Source organism: Nonomuraea sp. NPDC059007 (assembly GCF_042740555.1).
Classification (GTDB): Bacteria; Actinomycetota; Actinomycetes; order Streptosporangiales; family Streptosporangiaceae; genus Nonomuraea.
Genome location: NZ_JBHYJD010000042.1, coordinates 11,418 through 32,861 on the forward strand (window position 1 = coordinate 11,418; position 21,444 = coordinate 32,861).

20 protein-coding genes and 1 tRNA gene are annotated in these 21,444 nt (G+C 67.8%); 16 read left to right on the forward strand and 5 right to left on the reverse strand.

All coding sequences use genetic code 11. The annotated features are described in order from the left end of the window. Positions 1-205 precede the first annotated feature (205 nt). Positions 206-2,173, forward strand: coding sequence for a chaplin family protein (locus ACFWY5_RS44015; RefSeq protein ID WP_379626962.1), 1,968 nt, complete (start codon positions 206-208; stop codon positions 2,171-2,173). Between the two features lie 112 nt (positions 2,174-2,285). Here the strand turns inward: ACFWY5_RS44015 and ACFWY5_RS44020 are convergent, their stop codons facing one another. Next, positions 2,286-2,471, reverse strand: coding sequence for a DUF5703 family protein (locus tag ACFWY5_RS44020; protein ID WP_184971456.1), 186 nt, complete (start codon positions 2,469-2,471; stop codon positions 2,286-2,288). Positions 2,472-2,662: 191 nt separating this feature from the next. Between ACFWY5_RS44020 and topA the strand changes: the two genes are divergently transcribed. The 12 genes from topA (at position 2,663) to ACFWY5_RS44080 (ending at position 15,946) form a co-directional block, all read left to right on the forward strand. After that, complete coding sequence (topA, locus tag ACFWY5_RS44025; protein WP_379626965.1) at positions 2,663-5,353, forward strand: type I DNA topoisomerase; 2,691 nt, start codon at positions 2,663-2,665, stop codon at positions 5,351-5,353. Between the two features lie 56 nt (positions 5,354-5,409). Further along, the gene (locus tag ACFWY5_RS44030) at positions 5,410-6,630 is read left to right on the forward strand and encodes a metallophosphoesterase (protein WP_379638403.1); all 1,221 of its coding nucleotides are present in this window, start codon (positions 5,410-5,412) and stop codon (positions 6,628-6,630) included. Positions 6,631-6,699: 69 nt separating this feature from the next. Next, positions 6,700-7,209, forward strand: coding sequence for a helix-turn-helix transcriptional regulator (locus ACFWY5_RS44035; RefSeq protein ID WP_379638404.1), 510 nt, complete (start codon positions 6,700-6,702; stop codon positions 7,207-7,209). Positions 7,210-7,344: 135 nt separating this feature from the next. Further along, on the forward strand, positions 7,345-9,390 hold the full coding sequence (gene tmk, locus ACFWY5_RS44040) for a dTMP kinase (RefSeq protein WP_379638405.1): 2,046 nt from the start codon (positions 7,345-7,347) through the stop codon (positions 9,388-9,390). A 10-nt stretch (positions 9,391-9,400) separates the two neighbouring features. Next, positions 9,401-10,573 (forward strand): DNA polymerase III subunit delta', encoded by a 1,173-nt coding sequence (locus ACFWY5_RS44045; protein WP_379638406.1) that lies wholly within the window; start codon positions 9,401-9,403, stop codon positions 10,571-10,573. A gap of 146 nt (positions 10,574-10,719) precedes the next feature. Next, positions 10,720-10,992: a hypothetical protein gene (locus ACFWY5_RS44050; protein ID WP_379638407.1), complete on the forward strand. Its 273-nt coding sequence runs from the start codon at positions 10,720-10,722 to the stop codon at positions 10,990-10,992. A gap of 140 nt (positions 10,993-11,132) precedes the next feature. After that, positions 11,133-11,981, forward strand: coding sequence for a stage 0 sporulation family protein (locus tag ACFWY5_RS44055; RefSeq protein WP_379626978.1), 849 nt, complete (start codon positions 11,133-11,135; stop codon positions 11,979-11,981). A 330-nt stretch (positions 11,982-12,311) separates the two neighbouring features. Then, a complete protein-coding gene (locus ACFWY5_RS44060) occupies positions 12,312-13,220 on the forward strand; it encodes an LLM class flavin-dependent oxidoreductase (protein WP_379638408.1) in 909 nt (302 codons plus the stop codon). Then, entirely contained in the window at positions 13,210-13,854 is a 645-nt protein-coding gene (locus ACFWY5_RS44065) for a TetR/AcrR family transcriptional regulator (RefSeq protein ID WP_379638409.1), read from the forward strand. Before ACFWY5_RS44060 ends, ACFWY5_RS44065 begins: the two co-directional genes overlap by 11 nt. A gap of 48 nt (positions 13,855-13,902) precedes the next feature. Continuing rightward, positions 13,903-15,348, forward strand: coding sequence for an alpha/beta hydrolase (locus tag ACFWY5_RS44070; protein WP_379638410.1), 1,446 nt, complete (start codon positions 13,903-13,905; stop codon positions 15,346-15,348). A gap of 57 nt (positions 15,349-15,405) precedes the next feature. Next, positions 15,406-15,479: transfer RNA gene (locus ACFWY5_RS44075), tRNA-Thr, on the forward strand. Between the two features lie 218 nt (positions 15,480-15,697). Next, the gene (locus tag ACFWY5_RS44080; protein WP_379638411.1) at positions 15,698-15,946 is read left to right on the forward strand and encodes a hypothetical protein; all 249 of its coding nucleotides are present in this window, start codon (positions 15,698-15,700) and stop codon (positions 15,944-15,946) included. A 189-nt stretch (positions 15,947-16,135) separates the two neighbouring features. Here ACFWY5_RS44080 and ACFWY5_RS44085 read toward each other — a convergent pair whose 3' ends face one another. Beyond that, positions 16,136-16,321 carry a hypothetical protein gene (locus tag ACFWY5_RS44085; protein WP_379638412.1) on the reverse strand — a complete coding sequence of 62 codons (186 nt, stop codon included), beginning with the start codon at positions 16,319-16,321 and terminating at the stop codon, positions 16,136-16,138. A gap of 536 nt (positions 16,322-16,857) precedes the next feature. Here ACFWY5_RS44085 and ACFWY5_RS44090 point away from each other — a divergent pair. After that, positions 16,858-17,187, forward strand: a complete 330-nt coding sequence (locus ACFWY5_RS44090; protein WP_379638414.1) for an LGFP repeat-containing protein — start codon at positions 16,858-16,860, stop codon at positions 17,185-17,187. A gap of 629 nt (positions 17,188-17,816) precedes the next feature. Here ACFWY5_RS44090 and ACFWY5_RS44095 read toward each other — a convergent pair. Further along, positions 17,817-18,218 carry a VOC family protein gene (locus tag ACFWY5_RS44095; RefSeq protein WP_379638415.1) on the reverse strand — a complete coding sequence of 134 codons (402 nt, stop codon included), beginning with the start codon at positions 18,216-18,218 and terminating at the stop codon, positions 17,817-17,819. A 49-nt stretch (positions 18,219-18,267) separates the two neighbouring features. After that, positions 18,268-18,864, reverse strand: a complete 597-nt coding sequence (locus tag ACFWY5_RS44100; protein ID WP_379638416.1) for a GNAT family N-acetyltransferase — start codon at positions 18,862-18,864, stop codon at positions 18,268-18,270. Between the two features lie 200 nt (positions 18,865-19,064). Here ACFWY5_RS44100 and ACFWY5_RS44105 point away from each other — a divergent pair, with 200 nt between their 5' ends. Continuing rightward, the gene (locus ACFWY5_RS44105; RefSeq protein ID WP_379638417.1) at positions 19,065-19,502 is read left to right on the forward strand and encodes a DUF305 domain-containing protein; all 438 of its coding nucleotides are present in this window, start codon (positions 19,065-19,067) and stop codon (positions 19,500-19,502) included. Positions 19,503-19,544: 42 nt separating this feature from the next. Here the strand turns inward: ACFWY5_RS44105 and ACFWY5_RS44110 are convergent, their stop codons facing one another. Continuing rightward, a complete protein-coding gene (locus ACFWY5_RS44110; RefSeq protein WP_379638418.1) occupies positions 19,545-20,663 on the reverse strand; it encodes an alpha/beta hydrolase in 1,119 nt (372 codons plus the stop codon). Between the two features lie 65 nt (positions 20,664-20,728). Between ACFWY5_RS44110 and ACFWY5_RS44115 the strand changes: the two genes are divergently transcribed. Continuing rightward, positions 20,729-21,436 (forward strand): FadR/GntR family transcriptional regulator, encoded by a 708-nt coding sequence (locus tag ACFWY5_RS44115; RefSeq protein ID WP_379611987.1) that lies wholly within the window; start codon positions 20,729-20,731, stop codon positions 21,434-21,436. Positions 21,437-21,444: the final 8 nt, after the last annotated feature.

Genomic DNA, 21,444 nt, shown 5'->3' on the forward strand with positions numbered 1-21,444 from the left:
TCATCGGCCGGCCCTGCTCTAAGGCCCGGCGGCGGAGCGTGGGCGAATCTCTGAAGCCCCTCCGCGAGCGAGCCAGTCAGTCAGTCACAGGTTCGCATGCCCCGTGATCTCCGCTGAGCGGCGCCCCATCCAGAGGGCGCGCACGGTCTCGGGCTGCCCGCGAACTGTCAGGTAATCCCCCCAAGAACCACTAGGAGCATTCATTATGCGTACGTGGGCAAAGGCATCGGCCCCGGCGGCTCTGCTCGCCGTAGCGGTCATGTCCTTCGGCGGCGGTACGGCTGTCGCCGACACCTCGGGCAACTCATCGGTCGGCGGCGGGAACCAGGTCAACCTGCCCATCTCCCTGCCGATCGACATCAGCGGCAACGCCGTCGGCGCGGCCGGCGAGTCCAGCGCCACCTCGCAGGGCGGCGCCTCGGTCGAGAACACCGGCAAGGGCGGCATCCCCGGCAAGACATCCGGCAACAGCAGCGTGCTGGGCGGCAACCAGGTCAACGCGCCGATCAGCGCGCCGGTCAACGCCTGTGGCAACGCGGTCTCGCTGTTCGGCAGTTCCGACGCGGGCTGCAAGGGCGGCGCGACCGTCAAGAACTCCGGCAAGGGCGGCGCTGGCGGCAACAGGACCTCCGGTGACAGCAGCCTTCTCGGTGGCAACCAGGTCACCGCGCCCATCAGCGCCCCGATCAACGCCTGCGGCAACGCGCTGGCGATCTTCGGCGACGCGACCGCGGGCTGCAAGGGCGGCTCGTCCGTCAAGAACACCGGCGTCGGCGCCGGTGGCAACACCACCTCGGGCCGGAGCTCCGCGCTCGGCGGCAACCAGGTGATCGCGCCCATCAGCGGCCCGATCAACATCTGCGGCAACGCGATCGCCGTCTTCGGCCAGGCGTTCGCCGGCTGCAAGGGCGGCTCGTCGGTCACCAACGGCGGTGGCAAGCCCGGTCACGGATACCACTCCGCCCACGGCAGGGGTTCCAGCGGCAACGACACCGACGGCCGCTTCGGTGCCGGCAGCGGCAACCAGGTCGTCGCGCCGGTCAGCCTGCCCATCACGGCCTGCGGCAACGCGGTCGGCAACGCCCCGGCAGGGTGCAAGGGCGGCAGCACCGTCGAGAACACCGCCGCGGGCAGCGGGGCGGGCGGCAACACCACCTCCGGGCGTTCCGGGGTGCTCTCCGGCAACCAGGTGATCGCGCCGATCACCGCTCCCGTCAACGTCTGCGGCAACGCCGTGGCCGCGTTCGGCGAGGCCTTCGCCGGGTGCCGCGGCGGCGTGTCGGTGAAGAACGGCGGCAAGGGCGCCGGCGGCAACACCACCTCTGGCAAGTCGGGTGTCGGATCGGGCAACCAGGTCGTGGCTCCGATCACCGCGCCGATCAACGCCTGTGGCAACGCCGTGGCCGCGCTCGGCCTGGCGGAGGCCCACTGCAAGGGCGGCGCCAGCGTCAACCCGCACAACGGCATCGGCGGCGGTGGCAACACCACCTCCGGCCAGTCGGGCGTGCTCGCCGGCAACCAGGTGATCGCGCCGATCACCGCTCCTGTCAACGTCTGCGGCAACGCGGTGGCCGTCCTGGGTGACGCCGCCGCCGGGTGCCTGGGCGGTTCGCACGTCGGCAAGCCGGTCGAAGAGGGCCACGGCTACGACCACTACGCGCGTCCCCGCACGGGAAGCGTCGCCAAGAGCAGCGGCCTGCTGCCCGCACTGCCCCTTCCGGCTCTGGCCAGCCTGAAGGACGCGGGGAACGTGACCCAGCAGATGCGTTCCGGCGGTCTGCCCCCGCTGCCCGTCGTGGGCGACGTCACCCAGACCCTGGGCCTGCCCGCGCTTCCCGGCCTGCCCGGTCTGCCCGGCCAGCCGTCCACCCCTGCCACGCAGGGCAAGACCAACCTGCCGGTGAAGACCAAGAACCACACCGCCGCCCCCGACCCGCTGTCGGCCCTCGGCCCGGTGGGCGGGCTGGCCTCCGCTACTCCGGTCGGCGGCGCGGTGGCCTCCACCGCGGGCTCGCTGCCCGTCGGCGACCTGGGCCTGATGAGCGCCGCTCAGCCCGCGGGGGTCACGGGGATGAACTCCACCTCGTTGTTCGCGCTGGTGCTCGGTGCGATGTTCGCCGCGTCCACGACGCTGTTCGCGACCACCCGCCGGCTCCGGCTCGGCAGGAAGTAGTCCAGGTACGGCTCTCGCTCACAGCCTGTGAGTAAGTAGCGTGAGACGCTTTGCCCGTTCTGGGGGGCGCGGCCCCGGGACGGGCAAAGCCATGTCCAGAAGCGGTCAACAATTAGAGGGTGCGGCGAACTCGTATGATCTTGCGGCGCAGCCGTACCCGACGGCTTCCATCGGGATACACGCGCACGAGAGACAGTTCCCACTGGCCGTACTCGGCGTGTTCGGTGAGCAGTTGACGTGCGGCTTCGCGGGAGGTGTCGCGTGGAATGAAGATATCCATGTAGGAGTAGTCGGGCACAACGATTAGTCTCCAGGGTGAGTCAGGGCGCGAGGCTGCTCGGTGGGCCTTATTCTGCGTCCTTGTGGGTGGACCCGAAAGGTTGTGGGTAGCCCGGGGGAAGGAAAAAACCCGCAATCCGGGTTACCTTGCAGATCTGTGCCGGACTCCGGCAGGGGGAAGCGCGAACGAACAGCGAGGTAGGAAGCAGCGTGCCAGCCAACAACGGCGCCGGCGGAACACGCCTGGTGATCGTCGAGTCGCCCGCCAAGGCGAAGACGATTGAGAAGTACCTGGGGCGTGGCTACGTCGTCGAGTCCAGCATCGGCCACATCCGTGACCTGCCGGAGCGGGCCGACGACATCCCCGAGAAGTACAAGGGGGAGTCGTGGGCTCGGCTCGGCGTGAACGTGGAGCACGAGTTCGAGCCGCTGTATGTCGTCAACGCCGACAAACGAGCCCAGGTCACCAAACTCCGGCAGCTCCTGAAGGACGCCGACGAGCTTTACCTCGCCACTGACGAGGACCGCGAGGGCGAGGCCATCGCGTGGCACCTGCAGGAGGTGCTGAAGCCCAAGGTGCCGGTGCACCGCATGGTCTTCCACGAGATCACCGAGCACGCGATCCAGGAAGCCGTCGCGAACCCGCGCACGCTCAACCTGCGCCTGGTCGACGCCCAGGAGACGCGCCGCATCCTCGACCGCCTCTACGGCTACGAGGTCAGCCCGGTCCTGTGGAAGAAGGTCAAGCCGCGCCTGTCCGCGGGCCGCGTGCAGTCGGTCGCGACCCGGCTGGTCGTGGAGCGCGAGCGGGACCGGATGGCGTTCACCGTCGCCAACTACTGGGACCTTTCTGCCCTTTTCGACACCGGCAAGGCCGAGGAGCGGCCGCGTGACTTCACCGCCACGCTGTCGACGGTCGACGGCAAGCGGGTCGCGCAGGGCCGCGACTTCGCCTCCACCGGCCAGCTGAAGACGGCCGGCGTGCTCCACCTGTCCGAGGCGGCCGCCGGTGAACTGGCCGGGCGCCTGCGCGCCTCGTCGTTCCGGGTCAAGTCGGTCGAGCGCAAGCCGTACACGCGCAAGCCTTATGCGCCCTTCAGGACGACCACGTTGCAGCAGGAGGCCAGCCGCAAGCTGGGCTTCACCTCGAAGCACACGATGCAGGTCGCGCAGCGCCTGTACGAAGAGGGCTACATCACCTATATGCGTACCGACAGCATCACGCTGTCGGAGACGGCGATCGCCGCCGCGCGCTCTCAGGCCATCAAGCTGTACGGCGCCGCCTACGTGCCCGACAAGCCGCGGGTATATGCCAGCAAGGTGAAGAACGCGCAGGAGGCGCACGAGGCGATCCGCCCGTCGGGTGAGGAGTTCCGCACTCCTGGCGAGACCGGGCTGAGCGGCGACAAGTTCCGCCTTTACGAGCTGATCTGGCAGCGGACCATCTCCTCGCAGATGAAGGACGCGGTCGGCGAGTCGGTCACGGTGAAGGTGGCGGGCGCGTCGTCGGCGGGTGAAGAGGTCGAGTTCAGCGCCTCCGGCCGCACGATCACCTTCCACGGCTTCCTCAAGGCCTACGTCGAGGGCGCGGACGACCCGTCGACCGACCGCGACGACTCCGAGAAGCGCCTGCCCAACCTGGCGGAGGGCGACGCGCTGGACCTGAGCAGGCTCGACGTGGCCGCGCACGCGACCAAGCCGCCCGCCCGCTACACGGAAGCGACGCTGATCAAGGAGCTGGAGGATCGGGAGATCGGGCGTCCTTCGACGTACTCCTCGATCATCGGAACGATCCTCGACCGCGGCTACGTGTTCAAGAAGGGCACGGCGCTGGTGCCGTCGTTCCTGGCCTTCGCCGTGGTCAACCTGCTGGAGCAGCATTTCGGCAACCTGGTCGACTACGACTTCACGGCCGAGATGGAGAAGGTCCTCGACGACATCGCCAACGACCGCGCCGAGCGGGTGCCCGAGCTGCAGCGCTTCTACTACGGCGCCGACGGCGACGAGGGACTGAAGGAGATGGTCACCGACCTCGGCGAGATCGACGCCAAGGAGATCAGTTCCTTCGCGATCCGGGACAGCGACATCGTCCTGCGCGTCGGCCGATATGGCCCGTACCTGGACAGGGAGGGCTCGCGGGTCAACGTTCCCGAGGACATGACGCCGGACGAGCTGACCGCGGACAAGGCCGAGGAACTGTTCTCGCGGCCGACCGGCGACCGTGAGCTCGGCCATGACCCGGCGACGGGGAACATGATCGTGGCCAAGGACGGGCGGTTCGGCCCGTATGTCACGGAGGTCCTGCCTGCTCCGGCCGAGGACGAGGCGCCCAAGAAGCGGACGAAGAAGGCGGATGCCGCGAAGCCGCGGACGAGCTCGTTGTTCAAGACGATGTCGCTGGACACGATCACGTTCGAGGAGGCGCTCAAGCTCCTGGAGATCCCGCGGCTCGTGGGTGAGCTGGAGGGCGAGCCCGTCGTCGCGCACAACGGCAAGTTCGGGCCCTACCTGAAGAAGGGCACGGACTCGCGCTCGCTGGCCGCCGAGGACGACCTGTTCACGGTCACGATCGAGCAGGCCAAGGAGCTGTTCGCGCAGCCCAAGCAGCGTGGCAGAGGACGCGCCGCGGCCGCCGCGCCGCTGCGTGAGCTGGGAGAGGACCCGCACTCGAAGAAGCAGATCGTGGTGAAGGAAGGGCGTTTCGGCCCGTACGTCACCGACGGCGAGACCAACGCCTCCCTGCGCAAGGACGACAGCGTGGAGGAGATCACCACGGAGCGGGCGGCCGAACTGCTGGCCGAGCGGCGTGAGCGGGCGCCGGCGCCGAAGAAGAAGACGACCACGACCAGGAAGGCTCCGGCCAAGAAGGCTCCGGCCAAGAAGCCGGCCGCCAAGTCCTGAGAAGGCTCTCAGGCGGCGCCGCGCGCGTTGTCGGCGCCGCCTCGTAGCATGACCGCGTGGGATTCGCCGTCATGATGATCGTGGTCGTCCTGGCCGTGCACTACTACCTGTGGCGCAGGCTGGTCCGTTCGACCACCGCGCCCGGCCGTTCGCGCCGGGCGCTCACCTGGGCCATGGTCGGCCTGGTCCTGCTCGTGGTGGCGACCTTCATCGGCACCCGCGTGGAGGCGGGGTTGTGGTGGCTGGCCTGGCCGGGCTACATCTGGTTCGCCATGATGTTCTACCTCGTGGTCTTCCTGGTGGTGCTGGAGATCCCGCGGGCCGTGGTGAGCCGGTTGTGGCGGCGGCCTGCCGTACATGAGGTGAAAGAGCCGGTGTTGGTCGCGGGCGGGGCGCCGCCCGCGACGGAGCCCGCCGAAGCGCCGCCGCCGTCCGGCGGCGAGGACGTGAGCAGACGCCTGTTCATCGGGCGCGGCACCGCGCTGGTCGCGGGGGTCGCGGCCATGGGCACGGTGGGGTACGGCATGCGTACCGCCCTGGGGCCGCCGGTGATCGAGCCGGTCAAGGTCACGCTGCCGAAGCTCGACCCCCGGCTGGGCGGGATGAGGTTCGCGGTGGTCAGCGACATCCACCTGGGGCCGCTGACCGGGATCGGGCACACCGAGCGCATCGTCCGGATGATCAACGAGCTCGAACCCGACGTGGTCGCGATCGTGGGCGACCTGGTGGACGGGACGGTGGCGGAGCTGGGGGCGCTGGCGAAGCCGTTCCGGAACCTCGAATCCCGATATGGCGCCTATTTCGTGACCGGTAATCACGAGTACTACACGGCCAACGGGCCGAATGAGTGGATCAAGGAGCTCGACGGGCTCGGCGTGCGTTCGCTGCGCAACGAGCGGGTGGAGATCCGCCATCAGGGCGCGGTGCTCGACCTGGCCGGGGTCAACGACATCAACGGCGCGACCATGAACGACGGCCCCGACTTCGACAAGGCGCTCGGCGGGCGGGACGCGGCGCGGCCCACCGTGCTGCTGGCCCATCAGCCGGTGCAGGTCGACCGGGCCAAGGACTATGGCGTGGACCTGCAGTTGTCCGGGCACACGCACGGCGGGCAGATCGTGCCGTTCAACCTGGTGGTGCCGTTCCAGCAGCCGGTGGTGTCGGGGCTGGCGACGGTCGACGGCGTGCAGGTGTACGTCACCAGGGGCGCGGGTTTCTGGGGGCCGCCGGTGCGCGTGGGGGCGCCGCCGGAGATCACCCTGCTGGAGCTGCGCTGACTTCCCCGTTCGCCTGACGGGCCCGGCCCATCCGGCGTAGTATCCAACCGGATACCGAGGAGGTGGCGGGTGGGTACGCCTGACGTCAGATTCTGGGCCGAGCGCGGCGGGTTGCTGCTCAAACGGGCCAGACAGGCCGCCAGCATGAACCAGACCGTGCTGGCCGACCTGAGCGGCACGTCGCGTACGACGCTGTCCGCCTACGAGCACGGCCGCAAGTCGCCGACGCTGGAGACCGCCGGCCGCATCCTCGACGCGGCCGGCTTCCACCTGGCGCTGGAGCCGAAGATCGAGTTCACCGAGCACGAGGGCTCCTTCCACGTGCCCGATCGGCTGCCGCGGCTGCCGGCCGAGCGCGCGCTGGCCACGGTCGACTACCCGGCGGGCCGGCGGCGCGACCTGGCCGACAGAGCCGACCGCGGCGCGGTCTACTCCGCCGTGCTGCGCGAGGGAACCCCCGCTGACCTGCTGCGCTATGTCGACGGCGTGTTGCTGGTGGAGCTCTGGAGAGAGCTGGAGCTGCCCGAGGCGGTCAGAGCCGCCTGGACGCCGCTGGTACGCGCGTGCCGGGCGGCATAGCGATGGGGGCCCATTCGGGGTCTGCGCCCTGCACAGGGGCCCCAGGACGTAATACCCTCAGGCGCGAGCAGCCGGGTATATCCGGCTCGTCTCGTGACCTCCCACGCCCGGCGAGCACCTGGATACGCTGACACTATGACCGCCCCTGGCCGACCCAGACCAGCGCATTTGCTGGCTAACGCCCCATTCCGCAAGCTGTGGACGGCCATGTCGGCGTGCAGCCTGGGTGACTGGCTGACCATCCTGGCGCTGACCGCCGTCGCGGGAAACCTCCACCAGAGCGACCCGCGCGTGCAGACGCTGGCCATCGGCGGCGTCTTCGTCGCCAAGATCTTGCCGGCGATCCTGCTCGGACCGCTGGCAGGCGCGCTCGCCGGCCGCTTCGACCGCCGGATGACCATGGCGGCGGCCGGCCTCGCGAGGTTCGCGGTGGTGCTGTCGGCCGTGTTCGTCGGCGGCTACCAGTGGCTGATCATCACGATGGTCCTCGTGGAGTGCGTCAGCCTGCTCTGGACGCCGGCCAAGGACGCGACGGTGGCCAACCTGGTGCCCAGGGAGCGGCTGGAGCAGGCCAACCGGCTCGACCTGCTGGCGTCCTACGGCACCGCGCCGCCGGCCGCCCTGCTGTTCGCCGTGCTGTCGGTCGTCGCCGGCCTGCTGCGTACCGTGAGCCCGTTCTCGCCCGCGACGGAGACGGCCGGGCCGGCGCTGATCATCGCGGCCGCCGCCTACCTCGTGTCCGCTGCGCTCAGTTTCACCCTCCACGACATCCCCCGGCGTACCGGGGCGATCCCGGCGCCGTCGGTGCTCAAGCAGATCGTCGAGGGCCGCCGGTCGGTCGGCGGGAACCGGCTGGTCCGCGGGCTGATCATCGGCATGCTCGGCGCCTTCGCCGCCGGTGGCGCCGTGGCGGTCCTGGCGAAGCTGTATGTCAGCAGCCAGCTAGATGGCGGCGACGCGGCGTACGGCATGGTGTTCTGCGCGGTCTTCACCGGCGTCGCGCTCGGCATGTTCTTCGGGCCGAGGCTGCTGGCGGGGCTGTCGCGGCGGCGGCTGTTCGGGCTGTCGATCGTGGTCGCGGGCCTGGCGCTCGTGGCGATCGCGCTCATCCACAACCTGGTGATCGTGGTCATGCTGACCGGGCTGCTGGGCGCGTGCGCGGGCATCTCGTGGATCATCGGCCACACGCTGATCGAGCTGGAGGCGGAAGACGCGCTGCGCGGGCGCATCCTGCCGTTCCTGCGGGCGGCGGCGCGGGTGACGTTGCTGCTGGTGGTCCTGGTGGGCGGAGCGCTGGCGGCGGTGTTCGGGGTGCACGAGCTCCCCTTCGCCGGGTACGACTACAACTTCGACGGCGTCAACCTGGTCCTGGTCGTCGTCGGCGTACTGGTCGCCGTCGTCGGGGTCCTGAGCTTCCGCCACCTGGACGACAGGAAGGGCGTCCGGCTGTCGGAGGACCTGGTCGCCGCGGTGCGCGGTGAGCGGTACGCGCCCGGTGCCGACGAGGAGACCCCCGGGCTGTTCCTCGCCTTCGAAGGCGGGGAGGGCTCCGGCAAGACCACGCAGTCCCGGCTCGTCGCGATCTGGCTGCGCGACCAGGGCTACGACGTCGTCCAGACCCGCGAGCCCGGATCCACCAAGGTCGGCATGCGGCTGCGGGCCATCCTGCTCGACGCGGCCGAGCGCGGACTGTCGGCGCGCTCGGAGGCGCTGCTGTACGCCGCCGACCGGGCCGAGCACGTCGAGAAGGTGATCCGTCCGGCGTTGGAGCGGGGCGCTGTGGTGGTCACCGACCGCTACGTCGACTCGTCGCTGGCCTACCAGGGCGCGGGGCGGGAACTCGACCCGGCCGACGTCTCCAGGGTCAACGCCTGGGCGACCGGCGGGCTGGTGCCGCACCTGACCGTGCTGATCGACACGCCGCCGGAGATCGGGCTGACCCGGCTGGGCGGGGCGGCCGACCGGATCGAGTCGGAGCCGCTGGAGTTCCACGAGCGGGTGCGCAAGGAGTTCCGCGCGCTGGCCTCGGCCGCGCCCGAGCGCTACCTGGTCGTCGACGGCACGTTGCGGCCCGAGGAGATCACCCGTTCGATCCAGGACCGGGTGCGGGAGATCCTGCCCGATCCGGTGCCGCAGGAGTCAGAAGACAACACGGGCACGATGCCTGCCATCCGCGACTAACCTTGCTTCCGTGGGCGTCTTCGATGACCTTGTCGGCCAGGACCAGGCGGTAGCCGTACTTTCGCGTGCCGCTGCGGCCGCGCACGAGGTCGTCGGCGGCGGGCGGGGCGCGGGCATGACGCACGCGTGGTTGTTCACCGGCCCGCCGGGCTCCGGGCGCGAGGAGGCCGCGCGGGCCTTCGCCGCCGCGCTGCTCTGCCCGGACGGCGGATGCGGCCACTGCGACCAGTGCCATCAGGTGATGATCGGGTCGCATCCCGACCTCGAATCGGTCCGCCCGCAAGGGCTGTCCTACGGCGTGAAGCAGACCCGCGAACTCATCCTGCGGGCCGCGGGCGCGCCGACGCAGGGGCGGTGGCGGGTGATCCTCTTCGAGGATGCCGACCGGGCCACGGAATCGGCCCAGAACGCGGTGCTGAAGGCCATCGAGGAGCCGCCGCCGCGTACCGTGTGGCTGCTGTGCTCTCCCGCGCCGGACGACATGATGATCACCATCAGGTCGCGCTGCCGGGTGATCACGCTGACCACGCCGGGTACGGAGGCGGTCGCGCACGTGCTGGCGACGCGCGACAGCGTGCCGCCGCCGATGGCGCAGTTCGCGGCGCGGGCCTCGCAGGGGCACATCAGCCGGGCGCGGTCGCTGGCGCTGGATGAGGGGGCGCGGTCGCGGCGGGAGGCGGTGCTGGCGATTCCCCGGTCGCTGACGGGGGTCGGGGAGTGCATCACCGCTGCGGAACGCCTGGTCAAGGCGGCCGAGGAGGAGGCCGCCGCGGCCACGGCGGCGCTCAATGAGACGGAGACGTCCGAACTGCGCAAGTTGTATGGCGAGGGGTCGACGGGGAAAGGGCTCAATCGCGGGCTGGTGCGTGGGGGCGCGGGGGCGCTGAAGGAGCTGGAAGACCGGCAGAAGTCACGGGCTACGCGGATCAAGCGGGACTCGCTGGACTCGGCTTTGCTGGAGCTGGTGTCGTTTTACCGGGACGTGCTGGCGATGCAGTTCGGGGCGGGGGTGGAACTGGCCAACGACGACCTGCGGTTTGACCTGGATCAGGTGGCTCGGGGGGGTACACCGGAGGAGACGTTGCGGCGGATCGAGGCGATCATGGTGTGCCGGGAGCGCCTGGAGGCCAGCGTCAACCCACAGATCGCGGTGGAAGCGCTGATGCTGTCCCTGCGCGGCTGAGCGCGTCCCTCGCTTTTCTTCTTCTGGTCTGTTCTTTCTGCGGGGTCTTTTGCCGCTTCTCTCGCCTTTTCCGTTACGGCAAGCCGCCCCCACGCCACCCGCCGACGTTGGCGGGCGTGTCGTGGGGGTCGCTTCTCACGTCGGACGTGGCGAGCGCCGTCACGGCCCGCGTGAACCAGCTGCTGCCGCTGAAGATCTGTGGTCTCACGGACTGCCACTTCGAGGACCAGATGACGGCCTGGCAGGTCGCCCTGCGGCTCGGCGATCTCAAGGGGAAGAGTGCCGAGGACATGAACGCGTCGATCCGGGTCCTGCTCCACCCGGATGCCGACCGGCGGCGGGTTCTTGAAGCGATCTTCCCGCTGGCCGGGGTGGAAAGGGTGGTCGACCATCGCTGTCTGATCACGATTTCCTGCTGATCTCGGTTCCACGACTCTTGAGCCGGGCCGGGAAAGTAGTGCTAGTGACTCTCACGTTTGGGCGGTCCGCACACGTAGTGTGGCAATGGTAGGCACCCCCGAGGCCGTCAGGAGGCGAGCTCTAGCCCATGGGAATGATCATGGCCGTGAGCTTTACACGCTACGGGAGGCTCTACTACCTCGATCCGGGCGGGCACAGTCCCAAGGTCGGTGACAAGGTTCTGGTGCCGACCGACTCGGGTCCCGAGGTCGCGGAGTGCGTGTGGGCTCCGCAGTACTCGAGTGAGGACATCGACGGGCTGCCCGTGTGCGAAGGCGTCGCCGGCGACGAGCACCTGGCCCGCGACGAGAGCAACAAGCGACGCCGCGCGGAAGCCCGCAGCGTCTCCAAGCGCCTGATCAAACGCCACAGCCTGCCCATGAAGGTGGTCGGCGTCGACTATCTGGACAAGGACAACGTCTACACCGTCTACTTCTCCGCGCCGCACCGGGTCGACTTCCGGGCGCTGGTCCGCGACCTGGCCCGTAACCTCCGTGCCCGGGTGGAACTCCGCCAGATCGGTCCCCGCGACGAAGCCCGTCTCCAGGGCGGCATCGGCCCGTGCGGCCGTGACCTGTGCTGCGCGACCTTCCTCAAGGACTTCGAACCGGTGTCGGTCCGCATGGCCAAGGACCAGGACCTGCCGGTCAACCCGCTGCGTATCGCGGGGGCGTGCGGGCGGCTCATGTGCTGCCTCAAGTACGAGCATCCGCTGTACGTCGAGACGCGCTACCGAATGCCGAAAGCGGGAAGCCGGGTGGCCACACCTCAGGGCGACGGCACGGTGATGGGCCACAACGTCCCGTCGGACACCGTGCTGGTCCGGCTGGACGACGGGGGCCGCCGCTGCGCCTGCCCGTCGGCGTCGGTGTGTTCGCCCCGCCAGCAACACGAAAAGCAGTACGGCCCCGAGGGGGCCAATCCCGACGGCACCTCGAACCCCGCCTGAATCTGGGCTGCGGGGGTTGTACGGCGCGAGCGCCTGATCCCAGAGCCTGTGGAAACTCGTGTGACGCGCGGGAACTTCCAGGCGGTGGAGAAACACGGCGCTTGGGGCAAGTGTCGCGTCGGGTGGGCGAGCTTTCGCGCGGCCGGAGACGTGGGAGGGCGTCCTTCGGCGGGTGAGTTGCCCTGACTCCGCGGTCGGCGTTCGCCCGGCAGCACTGTGGACGGCCCGCGCACCCCGTCACAAGGTCGGTCGGGCCACACTGAACGGTGTAGTTGACACTTTATACTGAACGGTTTAGTTTCGAGTGGAGATCCTAAATCGGAGGTTGTCATGGAGTTCGGCTTCTCCCTTGTCCCCACACCTGACATAGCCGCCCATCGCGAACTGGTCACCGTTGCCGAGGAGACCGGCCTTGACCTGGTCGGCGTACAGGATCATCCCTATGCCCCCTCCCAAGTTGACGCCTTCGCCCTGATCGGCACCTTGCTGGAGCACACGGAGCGGATCCGGTTCTTCCCTGATGTCGCCAGTCTGCCGTTGCGTCTGCCGGCCGTACTCGCCAATACTGCGGCAACTCTGGATCTGGCGTCCGGTGGGCGGTTTGAGCTGGGTATCGGTGCGGGCGGCTACTGGCGGGCGATCGCCAGCATGGGCGTGCCCGAGCTCAAGCCCGCGGTGGCCCTCGACGCGCTCGGCGAGGCGATGGAGATCATGCGCGCGCTGTGGAGCCCGGACCAGCCCACGGTACGGCTGCGCGGCGAGCACCACACGGTCAACGGCGTGCATGCCGGGCCACCGCCGGCCCACCCGATCAACATCTGGGTCGGCGCGCAGGGGCCGCGGGCGCTGCGGTTCACCGGCCGGCTGGCCGACGGGTGGGCCGCGCCGATCCCGTCGTATCTGCCGTACGAGTCCTGGCCAGAGGCGAACTCCCTCATCGACCAGGCGGCGCGCGCCGAAGGCCGCGACCCGGCCGCCGTCATGCGGATGGCGCAGATCGTCGGCACCATCACCTCCGTTCCGGGCGAACTACCCGAACACGGCTCCGATCCGGTACGCGGCACGCCTGGCCAATGGGCCGAATTCCTGGCGAAGCTCGCCATCGACCAGCCCTTCACCACGTTCATCTTCTGGCCGGAGCAGCAGTCGGCCGAGCAGGTGGTGCGCTTCGCGACCGAGGTCGTCCCGCTGGTCAAGGAGAGGACACCAAACGGTGTAGTTTACGCGCATGAACGTTGACGAATTCGGCCTCCCGATCATCCCCGATGCGGTCAACGTCTCGCAGCGCAAGCGCGAAGCGATCATCGACGCGGCCAAGGCCGAGTTCCTCAAAGAGGGATATACGGCCGCATCGGTGGATGCCATCGCCTCCCGGGCCGGGGTGTCCAAACCCACGATCTACAAGCATTTCGGCAACAAGGAGCGGCTCTTCCTGGCGGTGATCGGGGGGATTCTGCCGCAGACGTACGCGCATCTGGAGCCCTGCAAGTCGAAGATCGCTCAGGCGGACGACCTGCGGACGGCCCTCATCAGCCTGATGACCGAATGGGCGGAGATCCTCCTACGTCCCGACATCATGGCCCTTCGTCGGCTGGTCATCGGGGAGATCGACCGCTTTCCGCAGCTCGGCAAGGCGTGGTACCGCATCAGCGACAAGATGAACAACGAGCCGCTCGTCGAGGCGTTCGAGATCCTGCATGAGCGCGGGCGGATCAGCGTGCCCGACCCGGTCCTCGCCGTGCGGCAGCTGGTGGCGGCCACGATCGGCGTACCGCAGCTGGTCCGCACCTTCGACGCCGACGCCGAGGTCGACCTCAGGGAGATCATCACCTCGGGCGTCGACCTCTTCCTCGCCCGCTACCGCGCGGCCTAGGGGTGGTTCGCGCAAGGCACCCCGTGGTCGCCTTCTACTCGGCGTAGCATGGCGACAGTGTGGTGCCGAGCCCTCCTAGCCGCCCTGATCCTGCTGACCTCCGGCTGCGCGAGCGCCCGACTCCCCGCCCCCGAGGCCCTGACCTGGTCCGGCTGCGGTGACGACTTCGAGTGCGCCCGCCTCCGCGTCCCCCTGGACCACGCCCAACCGGCCGGCGAACAGATCGAGATCAGCGTGATCCGCCTCCCCGCCACCGGCGACCGCATCGGTTCCCTGCTGATCAACCCGGGCGGCCCCGGCGGCTCCGGCATCGACTACGCCCGCGCCGCCCCCGCCATGCTCAGCCAGGACATCCGCGCCCGGTTCGACATCGTCGGCTTCGACCCAAGAGGCGTAGGCGCATCAACCCCCATCAAATGCCTCACCGACGATCAGCTGTCCGCGTTCATCGCCCTGGACAGCACTCCCGACACCCAACCCGAGCAATCCGCCCTGGAACAGGCCTCGAAGGACTTCGCCAAGGCCTGCCAGGCAAGCTCCGCGAAGCTCCTCCCGCACGTCAGCACCACGAACGCCGCCCGGGACATGGACCTCCTCCGAGCCGCCTTGGGCGACGAAAAGCTCACCTACCTCGGCAAGTCATACGGAACCCTCCTGGGAGCGACATACGCCCACCTGTTCCCCGGCAAGGTACGCGCCCTGGTCCTCGACGGCGCCATGAACCCGGCGATCACCCGCCAACGCCTCAACCTCGACCAGGCCAAGGGCTTCGAAACCGCCTTCCGCGCCTACGCCAAGGACTGCCTGACCTCCCGATCCTGCCCCCTCACCTCAAAGACCCCAGAACACGCCTTGGCTGAGATGTCAGACCTGCTCCGCCGTACCGACAAAGACCCCTTGACCAGCGAAACCGGCCGCCCAGTAACAGAAGCCCTGGCAACCCTGGGAGCCCTGACCCCGCTCTACGACCGGAACACCTGGCCAGCCCTGTCCGAATCCTTGGCCGAAGCCCAGAAGGGCAACGGCACCCTGCTCCTGTCCTCTGCCGACCAGTTGGTAGGTCGCGCCGACGACGGCACCTACTCCAACCAGACCGAATCCGGAATGGCCATAACCTGCGCCGACACCCCAACCCCACCCGGCACCTCAGCCCTGGCCCAAGCCGCCACAACCGCCGCAAAAGCCGCCCCGGTCTTCGGCTCCTACGTCATGTGGAGCATCCTCCCCTGCGCCTTCTGGCCCCCAGCCCCAGAGCCCCCCGCAACCCTGCGCGCCCCCGGCGCCGCCCCCATCCTGGTCCTCGGCACCCGCCGCGACCCCGCAACCCCGTATCACTGGTCACAATCCCTAGCCGACCAACTCGAATCCGGCACCCTCCTCACCTACGAAGGCGACGGCCACACCGCCTACGGCAGTGGCTCCACCTGCATCGACACCCACGTGGACCACTACCTCATCACCCGCACCACCCCCGCCGACGGCACCCGCTGCTGATCGACGGGAGCGAGAAGTGCCGCACCTCCTGTAGACTTCATCACGCTGTACGGCAGTGCCGCCTTAGCTCAGTCGGCCAGAGCACTTCACTCGTAATGAAGGGGTCTCGGGTTCGAATCCCGAAGGCGGCTCCGCAGAAAAAGGGCCCTTCCGGATGATCCGGGAGGGCCCTTTTCGATCTTGTGCAGATACGAGGACAGCCGCTTGTTCAGGCGCTTGAGGCCTTGCGCGTCTCGGGGGACGACACCGGCGTGTAGACGTTCATCGTGGCCACTAGCTGGAAGTGGCGGAGGATGCTCATCGTCACGCGGGCTGAGCCTGGAGCGAGGCGCGGGGTTCGGCGGGTGTCGTGAACGCGGATACGTGGGACGTCGGCGTTTCGGCAGTGCATGTCGAACGAGAGGTTGAGGGTGCGTGGCTCGATCGGGGTGCCGTGCTTGGTAGTGAACACCAGATCGTTTTCGTGCCAGTCATCGCCCGCGGACTCCTGGTGTGGATGGTGTTTGCGGAGTGGCTGGAGTGGAATCTGATCACCCTGCACTCCATGACCCAGGCAGGCCCAGCAGACCGGCTCCTCCGCATCAAGTCCGGGCCGTGACTGCAGGACAACTCGTGACCGAGGAAGGCCACTGGCGGACGTACGCGCAGCCGGCCTTGACACTCCGTCCCCGGCCCGTCTGCTGCTATGCGGTGTGTGGCTTCTCCATTGATCTGTCGGGTGCTGGCAGCGTTGACCTGCGGTTCGCGAGTTGTACGCAATCCGGAGACAGGGACTGACGACCTCCGGTCAGGAGCGTCCCGTTCCGAGGAGGCACCTGCGGATCGCAGGTGTCCCGAACAGCACGCCCATGACGACGGTCCACGCCAACAGCATGGTGGCCGGGTCCCCGGCCACCGGCAATGTGAACAGGAGCACACCCCAGACCGCGACGGCGGCGATGAACACAGTGACGACGATGCGGAGTGCGCGCATACGTTTCAGCCTACCCGCGCAGCACCTCGGCCACCGGCGATGCAGCGGCACCGGCAAACACCACGCGGGTTGTCGGCACGTCGGTTCTCACGCGATCATCCTCGCCACATCGGATGAGAACTCGTTACTTCGGATGAGAACCCACACGGTGGGTTGACGGCGTGCGAGGCGATCAGAGCGCGAGAGCCATTTTCTGATGGATGTCAATAGCGCAATCATTTAATTTCGCTCCAGATCATTTTAGGCGTTGGATCGATGTCCGTGATCTGCGGGAAGGTGAAGTACCGGTTGCGTGTCCTCAGCGAATGGTCGAAGGCCGCGAGGCGCTACGTCTTATAGACCTTTACCCACTCTTACTTGACGATCTCCAGTCGTAGGGTGCCTACTGGAAAAGAGAACAGTCCTGTGTATCGAGCAGATCGATCGCACCAGTCGAAGACCATGCAAATCTATTCAAGGCCTCTTTCTCTGGAGGTGCGATGGAATAATGCCCTGCGTTGCATCGGCAGATATGATCAACTTCGGGGGAGGAAACCATGGGCGCCGTTGCATGTCTTCAGCGATCAACTGCTGCCTACGTGGTCGTCGTTGCGCTCCTACCCTCACCGGTCGCCGCCGTGGAGGATGCCGAGAGAGAGGCGTCGATTGCTGCGTGTAATTCCGCACTCGTGGCACCTCCAGGAAGCCTGGTCGGGGACTACTGGCGCTCAAAGGGTGGGGAACGCAGCATCTACGGTTGCCCGACTACTCGGGAGACGGGGTTTCCGGACAAGCGCGGTTCAATTCAGCGGTTCAAGAACGGCCAGATCGCCTGGTCGCCAAATATGGGCGGGGGCAACTTGCTTCGCGTCTATCAAAAGAACTGAAAGATTAACCTCCGATGGGGTCCGACTTCCCGCGACTGGGACTTCTTTCACGTGCGATGGAACATTAACGCCGATCCGAATCCGGCGCATGAGGTGCAGCTGCGGGTAAAGCGAGAGACGCCGTGGACTGGGGGGTACTCCTTCAACCCCTATCCAAATGTTTCACACCAAGGTGACCGATACGATGTATTCAATTTTTCGTTCCAGGGCTGTGATCGAGGAGTGTTCAGTTCCGATTGTGGCCCTTGGAGCAACGTCAATATCCATACTGTATGGCGCAGTTGACGGATCCGCATACGCCAGGGTCGTGACGATCGTTCACTTCGCCGCTCGCCGTATTCGGCGCCGACGCATCCGCGCCACCGTCCGCAGACCCCTGACCGCAGTCCCGATCTGCCATGCAGGGTGATTGCCCTACCTGAAAAGCGGACCGTCATGCTCGGGGGCTTTCGCCAATGCTCTGTCCGTGGCTTGGCTTGTGACGGATTCGCCAGCGATAGACGACACCTTCGACGGTGATGAGCCTAGAGCCCTTCTTTGGTATGGCCACAAGCGCCTCCGGTCATGATCTGGTCCGCAGAAGGCCACAAGGCAGCCGAGAGCGACGAAAGCTCCGTTGCCGCCTCCGTTCAGGCCTGTTGGATTCGGACCATGTTGCCTGAGGGGTCGCGGAAGGCGGAGTCGCGTGGGCCCCAGGGGCGGTCGATGGGTTCCTGGAGTACTTCGGCGCCGTATGCCCTTATCTTCTCGAAGGTGGCGTCCAGGTCGTCGGTGCTGAAGACGATCATGGGCAGGATGCCCTTGACCAGCAACTCCTGCAGGGCGTCGCCGTCGGCTTGGGAACGGCCGGCGTGTGGCTGGGACAATACGAACTCTAGGCCGGGCTGTTTCACGCTGCCGAGGGTTACCCAGCGGGAGACGTCCGAGCCGACGTCGTTGCGCACTTCCAAGCCGAGCGCGTCGCGGTAGAAGGCGAGCGATTCGTCCAGGTCGTTGACGGTGATGTGGCAGTACTGAAGTGCGAGGTTCATGCCGTTGACGCTAAGTGGCGCGGGTCGCTGGTCGCTTCTTCGTTTCTGCTCAGACCGCCTCTGGGTTGAGGCGGGTGATCAGGTTTCGGCGTACGGCGGGCCACTCGGGAGCTATTACCGAGAACATCGCCGAGTCCCGCAACCGCCCTTCTTCTCCGGGGGCCCAGGAGAGGGACCAGCTCCGCAGTACACCCTCGAAGGTCGCGCCGAGTCGTTCGAGGGCACGGCGGGAGCGCTCGTTACGGGCGTCCGTTTTGAGGTCGACGCGCTCCACGCCCAGCACGTTGAAGGCGTGGTCGAGCATCAGGAGCTTGGCCTCGGAGTTGATGCCGCTGCCCTGGGCGGAGGCGGACAGCCAGGTGAAGCCGATCTCGATGGCGCGCAGGTCCGCGCGGCCGGGCCAGGTGCGCGGGTCCCAGAAGCCGGTGCAGCCTACGGCCGTGCCGTCTTGGGTGCGTACCTGGGCGAACGGGGTCAGGCCTGGGCGGGTCAGCTGGGCGGAGATGTACGACTCGACCTCGTGGGCCCGGGGGACCATGGTGTACGCGTAGGACGAGCGGTCCTCCTCGGCGGCTTTCGCCAGGTCGGGGGCGTGGCCGAGGGTGAGGGGCTCTAGCCTGACGAGGGTGCCGTGCAGCGTGACCATTCGGCGATCATGCCGGACGGCGGCCGATACTTAAAGGAGAATTAAGCACACTTAAGGTCGAACTTCGGGTCTCGACTCGACCGCCGTAACGTGTCAATCTCGGGTCTGAGATGAAAAGAGCATTCGCCCTGGGGCTTCTGTTACTGGCGGCCGCCTGCGCCGCGCCCGAGACCGAGGCGCCGGCCAACTCCGAGGACGTCATGTTCCTGCAGATGATGATCCCGCATCATCGGCAGGGCATCGAGATCGTCAAGCAGGCTCGGGCCAAGCCCGTCCAGGACCAGCTCAAGGTGATGGCGATGGCGATCGAGTCCACGCAAGGGGACGAGGTCAAGAAGATGATGGAGTGGTTACGCTCCTGGGATCAGCCGACCGTCGCGCCTTCCAGTGCCCACGACCATCATGGCGGGATGCCGGAGACGGACCGGGAGAAGATCGAGCGGCTGGCGAAGTCGAAGAACTTCGAGCCTGACTTCCTCAACCTGCTGATCGCGCACCAGGATGACGCCATCCAGATGGCGAAGATTGAGACGATGAACGGGATAAATCCGGACGTGAAGCAGTGGGCTGACCAGATCAGCAAGTCACGTAAGGCCCAGATCGACCAGATGATGGCCCTGCTCAAGAAGAAGCCGTAGAGGCGCTTCGGGGGGAGCGGGAGGAAAGCCGTGGGGGCGGGGTCAGGGAGAGGCCGTGGGTAGGTTTGTGGTGAAGTCGGTGACGGTCTTTTCGTAGGCTTCCGGGTCGACGTTCCATGATCCGACGTGCCCACCCCCCTGTGTACGCACCACGTTCACCAAATCCGACCGAACCCGTGCAAACTCCAACGCCGGCCCAGGCGGCACCCCGGTGTCGGAGTCGTCCACGAACAGCAGGACCGGCATCCTGAACTCCTGGGCATGCGCCACATGATCCAGCTCAGCCAGCGAGATCCCGGTCCGCCGCTCGATCACGAACCGGCCCACCGACGCCAGCCACAACGGCACACCCTGCTCACGCGCCCCCGCCTCGATCGGCCCCTTCCAGTCCATGACCGGACTGTCCAGGACGATCCCCCTGATCGGCTCCTTGGGGAGCTTCCGGGCAGCCATCGCGACGATCCCGCCGCCCATCGAGTACCCGTAGAGCACCACCCCGCTCGCCCCCTGCGAACGCGCGTAGGAGATGGCGGCCGCCACCTCCTTCCATTCAGAGGCGCCCAGGTGGAACTTCCCGTCGGGCCCGGCCGGCGCCCCGGTGTCGTTGCGGTAGCTGATCCCCAGCACCGGCATCCCCAGCCTGTGGAAGGCGGGGGTGATCCGCAGCGCCTCGCCGGCGTTCGCGTTGCGCCCGTGCACCGCGATCACCCACGTCTTCGCCTTGCCCTCCGTCTGCCACGCCGGGAACTCGCCCAGTTCCGAGCGGATTTTCACGCTTTTGTACGGCAGGCCGAGCGCCGACCCGGGATCCTCGTTTCCCCACATCCACCGGTCGAGGTAGCCGCGGACCCCGGGTTTCAGCTCGCCCCGCCGTACCTTGAGGACCTCGCGCGTCACCGTCCCGGGACCGGTGGAGATCACCTTGCCCAGCGTGGCGTTGCCGTCCTTCCACGTCAGCCCGTAGGTGCCGGGGGCGGCCGTGTCGCCGCCGCCCTTGAGCGTGACCTGGTCGCCGGTGGCCTCGGTGACCTCGAGCGGGTAGGAGTTCTGGCCGCCCGACGGGTCGATGACCATGCCGGAGTAGTACCAGCCGGCCGCGCCCACTCCGGCCGTGCCGAGTGCCAGGAGGACGGGCACCGTCCACGCCAGAAACCTTTTCATGGCGTGCAAAATACTCCGAAAGCACGCGTAGACGCAGTGCACATAAGGTGATTAGATGACTTGATATGTCGGCCGAAGTCACCCGTCCCACGCTCTCCGACGCGCTTACCGAGCGCATGCTGGAGCTCATCCGCACCGGAGGTCACCGTCCGGGCGACCGGCTGCCCTCGACCAGGGAACTGTCCCAGCGCTTCGCTGTCACCACCCCGACGCTCCGCGAGGCGCTGCGCAGGCTCGAAGCCACCGGCGCGATCGAGATGCGCCACGGCTCCGGCATATACGTCGGCTCCGCCATCGAACGTCTTGTCATGCCCAACCCCAACATGCGCGAGATGCGCGGCGCTCAGCTCGTCGAGCTGCTCGGCGCCCGCATCGTCATCGAGCCGCCGCTGGCGGCCATGGCCGCGCAGCACGCCACCGCCGAGGGCATCGCCGCACTGCGCACGATGCTCGACGAGGCGGCGCTCCACCTGCGCGGCGAGGACGCCGAACTGCACGACGCCAACATGACCTTCCACCGGGCCACCGCCCGGCTGGCCGGCAACGGCGTCCTGCACGAGATCGTCGACTCGCTGCTGACCGTGCACGCCAACGAGCAGCGGGAGATCCTGCAGATCTTCGATGACCGGCGGCGTGACTACGACGAACACCTGGCGATCCTCGAAGCGATCGAGGCAGGTGACCCCCAGGCCGCTGAGCGGCTGATGAAGGCCCATCTCGCGGACGTGAAGAGCGTCGTCGAGCTGAGGCTGCACCATCCCCCCATGGAGTAAGGAGTCCG